The organism is Actinospica acidithermotolerans, from assembly GCF_018139625.1.
In the GTDB taxonomy this organism is placed as follows: Bacteria; Actinomycetota; Actinomycetes; order Streptomycetales; family Catenulisporaceae; genus Actinospica; species Actinospica acidithermotolerans.
Genome location: NZ_JAGSOH010000084.1, coordinates 26374 through 32421, shown reverse-complemented (window position 1 = coordinate 32421; position 6048 = coordinate 26374). Strand labels below are relative to the sequence as shown.

The 6048-nt window shown below is 68.8% G+C and carries 5 protein-coding genes; 3 read left to right on the top strand and 2 right to left on the bottom strand.

Annotated features, from left to right (window positions below):
* Positions 1-1415: RICIN domain-containing protein (locus KDK95_RS24055; RefSeq protein ID WP_212520538.1), on the top strand; the 1415-nt coding region annotated here is incomplete at its 5' end.
* 29 nt (positions 1416-1444) lie between these two features.
* Here the strand turns inward: KDK95_RS24055 and KDK95_RS37845 are convergent.
* Positions 1445-3691 (bottom strand): autotransporter-associated beta strand repeat-containing protein, encoded by a 2247-nt coding sequence (locus tag KDK95_RS37845; RefSeq protein ID WP_212520537.1) that lies wholly within the window; start codon positions 3689-3691, stop codon positions 1445-1447.
* Positions 3692-3791: 100 nt separating this feature from the next.
* Positions 3792-4490 (bottom strand): hypothetical protein, encoded by a 699-nt coding sequence (locus KDK95_RS24045; protein ID WP_212520536.1) that lies wholly within the window; start codon positions 4488-4490, stop codon positions 3792-3794.
* Between the two features lie 132 nt (positions 4491-4622).
* Between KDK95_RS24045 and KDK95_RS24040 the strand changes: the two genes are divergently transcribed.
* Together KDK95_RS24040 and KDK95_RS24035 are read left to right on the top strand one after the other, a co-directional pair.
* Complete coding sequence (locus KDK95_RS24040; protein ID WP_212520535.1) at positions 4623-5495, top strand: LLM class F420-dependent oxidoreductase; 873 nt, start codon at positions 4623-4625, stop codon at positions 5493-5495.
* A 128-nt stretch (positions 5496-5623) separates the two neighbouring features.
* Entirely contained in the window at positions 5624-5980 is a 357-nt protein-coding gene (locus KDK95_RS24035; RefSeq protein ID WP_212520534.1) for a YciI family protein, read from the top strand.
* The last annotated feature ends 68 nt before the right edge of the window (positions 5981-6048 follow it).

The window sequence follows — 6048 nt, the reverse complement described above, 5'->3', positions numbered from 1 at the left end:
CCCACGCGGACACCTCGTCCACCTTCACCCCCAGCGCCGCCTGGGACGACACCTCAGGCAGCCCGCTGCAGACGCACGGCCTGGGCATCCTCAAGGTCGGCAGCACCTGGTACGCGTACGGCGAGGACAAGGCGGGGGAGACCTCGTCGAACACCTCGTTCCAGGCAATCCCCTGCTACAGCTCGACCGACCTGCAGCACTGGACCTTCCAGGGCGACGCGCTGAGCGAGCAGTCCAGCGGCGACCTGGGCCCGAGCCGCATCGTCGAGCGGCCGAAGGTCATCTACAACTCGTCCACCGGCAAGTACGTCATGTGGATGCACATCGACAACACGAGCTACTCGGAGGCCAAGGTCGGCGTCGCCGAGAGCTCCACGCCCTGCGGTGCGTACACCTACCTCGGCTCCTCGCAGCCGCTCGGCTTCCAGAGCCGCGACATCGGCCTGTTCCAGGACACCGACGGCACGGCCTACCTGCTCACCGAGGACCGCGCGAACGGCCTGCGCATCGACGAGCTGTCCTCGGACTACCTCAGTGTGGTGAGCGCCGGCTCCTCGAACGGCGGCAGCGTCGCGCTGTTCGCCGACTACGAGGCTCCTGCGATGGTCAAGGCGAACGGCCGCTACTACATCATGGCCTCGCACCTGACCGGCTGGTCCACCAACGACGACGTGTACGCGAGCTCCACCTCGCTCTCCAGCGGCTGGACCTCGTTCGCGAACTTCGCGCCCGTCGGCACGGAGACCTACAACACGCAGGTCGCCAACATCATCCCGGTCTCGGGCAGCTCCGGCACGACGTACATCTACGCCGGCGACCGGTGGACCACGTCCGACCTCGGCGACTCCCCGCTGATCTGGCTGCCCCTCACCCTTTCCGGCACGACGATGAACGTCGGCTGGCAGAACTCCTGGTCCCTCGACGTGACGACGGGACTCGCGACCTCGGAATCCTCGAACCCGGCGTCAGGGGACACCTACGTCCTGAAGAACGGCAAGAGTTCCTACGTGATGGACGTCAGTGGAGCCTCGACCTCCAATGGCGGCAAGATCATCCAGTGGCCGGCCAACAGCGGCGCGAACCAGAAGTGGACGCTCAAGCAGGTGCCTGGCACCGGCGACGTCTTCACGCTCGTCAGCGTGAATAGCGGCCTATGCCTGGACGTGCCGGGTTCGTCCACCACCGAAGGCGTGCAGCTCGATCAGTACACGTGCAACGGAGGCACCAACCAGGAATGGGCGCTGGATCCGGTCGGTTCGTACTCGACCTCGGGGGACGCCGTATACCAGGTGACGAGCCTGATCAGCGGCTACACGGCCGAGGACGAGAGCAACTCGACGACCGAGGGCTCGGCCATCGACCAGTGGCCCAGCAACGGCGGCTCCAACCAGGACTGGACGCTGAGCCTGTCCTGACCCTGTCTTGACCCTTTCCTGACCCCGCATCACACCTGACGCGGGTCGCGGGGACGCCGCTCCCGGCGCCTCCGCGATCCGCGTCGCGCCTGATTCTTGCCGCGCTTGAAGAACAGCCACCCGCCGAGGGCCACCGCAGCCGCCGCGACCACGGCACCTACGAACTCGAACACCGAGCTTCCGCCCGATCCGCTCGTACCGCCGCCGCTGTCTGCCGCGTTCACGCCCGAAGACGATCCACCGGCTGTGGACGGCGACGCGGCCGCCCCGGCGGCGAGAACGACGTCGTGACCTGATCCGCCCGCGTAGTCGATCGTGTACTGATGGCCCTCGACCAGCAGTTTGGCTCCTTGCGGCAGGCCGGTGAAAGCGCCGGAGACCGCTTGCGTTCCGGTTTCGTGGATGAGCACGATCTTCCCGCCCGTCGCGACCGGCGGGAGCGAGGTGACCTTGAGCGATCCGCCGAGCTGGATCGCGCCCGCAACGGTCACCGGCGTGGACGTGCCTGCCGCGATCGCCAGCGTGCTCCCCGCCGACTGGATCAGCGAGCCGATGCTGAGCGATCCGGACGCCCCGATCGCCAGCGTCCCCTGCTGCACGTGCCAGGTTCCGGTCGGTGTGCTCGCGTGTCCGGTCAGCGTGAGTGTCCCGCTGCCGGTCGTCGTCACGCCCCCCGAGGTGCCGGTGATCGATCCCGCGTACGTCGTCGCGCCCGACGTGCCGATGCTCAGGGTGTTGCCGCCCAACGCGACCGTGCTACCTGCGACGCCGGACAGTTGCTTCACGCTCTGCCCCGCCGCCGCTATCTCGAGTACCGCGCGCGTACCGGTCAGGCTGACGCCGCTGCTGGATCCGATCCCTGATGCGCCTGGGCCGACTGCGAGCGTGCCCGAACTGATCGTCGTCGGCCCGGTGTAGTCCGTCGTGCGGGACAGGGTCGTCGTCGCCAGGCCGGATTGGGTGAGGCCGCCGGAGCCGCTGATGTTCGCCAACGTGATTGCCGTCGAGGTGTTGCGGACCGTCAGCGTGCCGTTGTCGGTGATGTGGTCGTTGGAGGCACTGGTCAGCAGGCTGCTGTCGCCGCCTGCCGTGCCGGTGCCGAGCAGGAGTGTCGCACCGCGTCCGATGGTGGTGTCGCCGTGGTAGTTCATCGGGACCGCGAAGGTCACGGCATTGCCGCTGGTGGGCGCGAGGGCGATGGAGGCATTCGCGGGAGTGCTGAGCGAGGCGTGGTAGACGCCGCCGGAGATCGGGGTGTCGAGGGTGACCGGGCCGTCGTAGTCGAAGGTGAGCGAGCCGTTCTTGTGGATGTTGATGTAGGAGTCCGACGGCGTGGCGGGCAGGAAGAACCGATCGGTGGTCCCATCGCCCCACTGGACGTTCGCGCCCTCGATGTTGATGCCGCGGAAGTTCGAGGTGTGCGCGATGCTCGCGGTGTCGAGCGATGTGTCGATGTAGTGGTCTACGCCGGTCATCTCTATTAGGCCGGCCTGCCAGGTGTGGAAGTTGATATCGCTGCCGTACTGGTCCTCGTAGAAGTCCTCGGGCAGCGTGAGCGTGTAATTGCGGGCACTGATGATCGCCGAGCCGTCGTTGTGCACGGACGCGGCGGACGGGAGCGAGAGGCGGAAGGCCGCACTGCCGAAGTTGAAGCCGGTGCCGTCCGCGATCGTGCCGGCGAACGGGATGTCGTCGGCGAGATCCAGGGTGCCCCACATGTTCTTGGGCTGCGAGATCGTGCCGGACCCGGTGATCGTGCCGAGGTTGAACTCGCGGCCGGAGATGTCCAGATCGAGCGTGCCGTCGACCTCGATGTTGTCGTGGTTGAGCATCAGGCCGCTGATCGAGGTGTAGGGGTAGTCGCCGATGATCCCGGCCTGGCCGCCCGTGCCGTACTGCAGCGTGGCGCCGCGCTCGACGATCACAGCGGGCTGATCCGGGTTCGAGACGATCGGGTACGGCCAGTTCCCGCCGCTGGTGGTCACGCTCTGCCGCCGGTCGGCGCTCGGCAGGGTGAAGTCGCTGTCCTTGGTGAGCACGAGCGTTCCGGAGCCGGCGATTGTTAGCGTTCCCATTCCGGAGAAGACGCCGTTGTACGTGGTCGTGCCGGAGGGCAGGTCGATGATCGACGGGCCGGACAGCGTCACGTTCGAGCCCGCGAGCACCGCGGCCGTGACATCCGTCGCCCCGGCCGCCTCGGCGGACTGCGCGGGCAGCAGCGCGGCGCCGGAGAGCGTCAGGAGGAACGCGGAGGTGAGGTGGAGTCTACGGGGCACGTCGTGGGTCGCTCTCGTCGATGCGGCACAGTATGGTGCGGGTTCCGCATCTTAGCGAGAGGTCGCTCAGGCACGTTAGCCGAGAGGTCGGTCAGGCACATTAGCCGAGAGGTCGGTCAGGCACGGCGGCCAGCGTCAGCATCTCGAAGTAGAAGTCAGAGAACTGCTGCAGGGCCCGGCTCAGCTCGTCCGCCGGCACCCGCTCCTCGTCCGTCCGGGCACTGATACGCAGCGCCTCCCGGTACGCCTTCGCGGACGGGAAGGTCCAGGACTCGGGCAGCACGGTCGGCCGTGCCGTGTCGACCGGCAGCAGGCCGCGGTTGAGCAGCAGATTCGCCGTCAGGTGCGAGGCCAGCAGCAGCCCCGAGGCGGGCGAGGCGGCGAACTCGCCCCGCACGTTCTGCCAGCTCGCCGCGTAGTAGTCCTGATCCGCGAGGCTCAGCGGCTTCGGGTCGAGCAGCGCGGCGTCGTCCGTCGGCTCGGCGAACGCGGCGTAGACGGCCTCCACGGCCGCCGGCCCGGCGTGCGCCGACATCGCCGACCGTGCCGATCGCGCCGGCCCCTCCGAAACCGTCGCCGCCTCCGACGCGGAACCGTCGTGCGCGTCGTGCCCCGGACCGCGCAGCGCGGTCAGGTCGAGCTCCGTACCCTCGACGAGCTCGGCGAACTCCCTGGCGAAGCGGCGCGCATCGGCACGCCGGACGTAGCGCGGGGCGATCCGCTGGCGCGCGCACCAGCCCAGACCGAACCCCGCGAGCACGACAGCACCTATCAGGACGAAGGTCACGACGGAGAACATGTCTCTCCGGTTACCCGCTCGGCCGAGATCCATCCGTGCGCGCCATCCCGCGCCACGTGACGGGCCGTCGGATAGGCTCGATCACGGCGGGGTCCGCCCCGCCGCACACCACTCTCCCCAGGAGGGAATCTCGTGGAACTCGGCTTGCACGTACCCAATTTCACCTGGCCCGAAGGACCGCAGCGGATCGCGCAGGACCTCACCAGGATCGCCGTGGCCGCGGAGGACGCGGGCATGGCCAAGCTCAGCGTGATGGACCACGTCTGGCAGATCGCCAACGTCGGCCCGCCCGAGAACGACATGCTCGAGGCGTACACCACGCTCGGCTACCTGGCCGCGCGGACCAGGAAGATCGAGCTGCTCGCCTGGGTCACCGCCGTCGTCTACCGCGAGCCCGGCCTGCTCGCCAAGGCAGTCAGCACCCTCGACGTGCTCTCCGAGGGCCGCGCCTGGCTCGGCATCGGCGCCGCGTGGAACGAGCCGGAGGCGCGCGGCCTCGGCCTGCCGTTCCCGAGCACGAAGGAGCGCTTCGAGCGGCTCGAGGAGGCGCTGCAGATCTGCCTGCAGATGTGGAGCGAGTCCGACGCGCCGTATCAGGGCACGCACTACCAGCTGGAGCGCACGCTCAACGTGCCGCAGCCGCTCTCCCGCCCGCACCCGCCGATCCTGATCGGCGGCGGCGGCGAGAAGAAGACGCTGCGCCTCGTCGCGAAGTACGCGCAGGCCTGCAACCTGTTCGGCAACGCCGACCTGCCGCACAAGCTCGAGGTGCTGCGCGAGCACTGCGCCGCCGTGGGCCGCGACTACGACGAGATCCAGAAGACCGTCATGGGCCCGATCGACCCGGGCAAGGACGGCGAGAAGGTGGACGAGCTGCTCGAGCAGCTGCGCGGGCTCGCGGCGCTCGGCATCACGCACGTGCACGGCTACGTCCCGAACGTCGAGACGATCCGGCCGCTGGAGATCCTCGGAGACCAGGTCATCCCCGAGGCGCTCAAGTTCTGAGATTTCTCGGCAGTTCTGAGAATTCTCGGCCGACGGTGTCGAAACCGGCGTCCGCCGATCGACGCCTGGGTGCGGGCGGGGGAGAACGGCCCCGGTCCGCGCCGACACCGAACGGAAGGACGACGACGATGCGTTACATCGTGCTGATCAGGCCGGACCTGGCGAAGGCGCCGGCCGGCGGCCCGAGCGAGCAGCTGATGGCCGACATGGGCGCGCTGATCTCGGAGATGACCAAGGCCGGCGTGCTGCTCGACACGGCGGGCCTCGGCCCGGCCGAGGAGGCGAGCGTGCTGCAGCTGTCCGCGGGCAAGGTCACGACGGTCGACGGCCCGTACACCGAGGCCAGGGAGTTCATCGGCGGCTACGCGCTGCTGCAGGTGGCGACCCAGGAGGAGGCCGCCGAGTGGGCCAAGCGCTTCCTGGAGATCCACGGCGACGAGTGGGAGATCGTCGCCGAGGTGCGCGGGGTCTTCGGACCCGAGTGAGCCGGCGTTCCCGGAGGGTGCGCGGGGTCTGCGTTCCCGGGGGTGCGCGGGTCTTCGGACCCGAGTGA

Bases quoted from the DNA above. Each gene is read 5' to 3' on its own strand.
- KDK95_RS24045 (WP_212520536.1), bottom strand. From the start codon at position 4,490: ATGTTCTCCGTCGTGACCTTCGTCCTGATAGGTGCTGTCGTGCTCGCG.
- KDK95_RS24035 (WP_212520534.1), top strand. From the start codon at position 5,624: ATGCGTTACATCGTGCTGATCAGGCCGGACCTGGCGAAGGCGCCGGCC.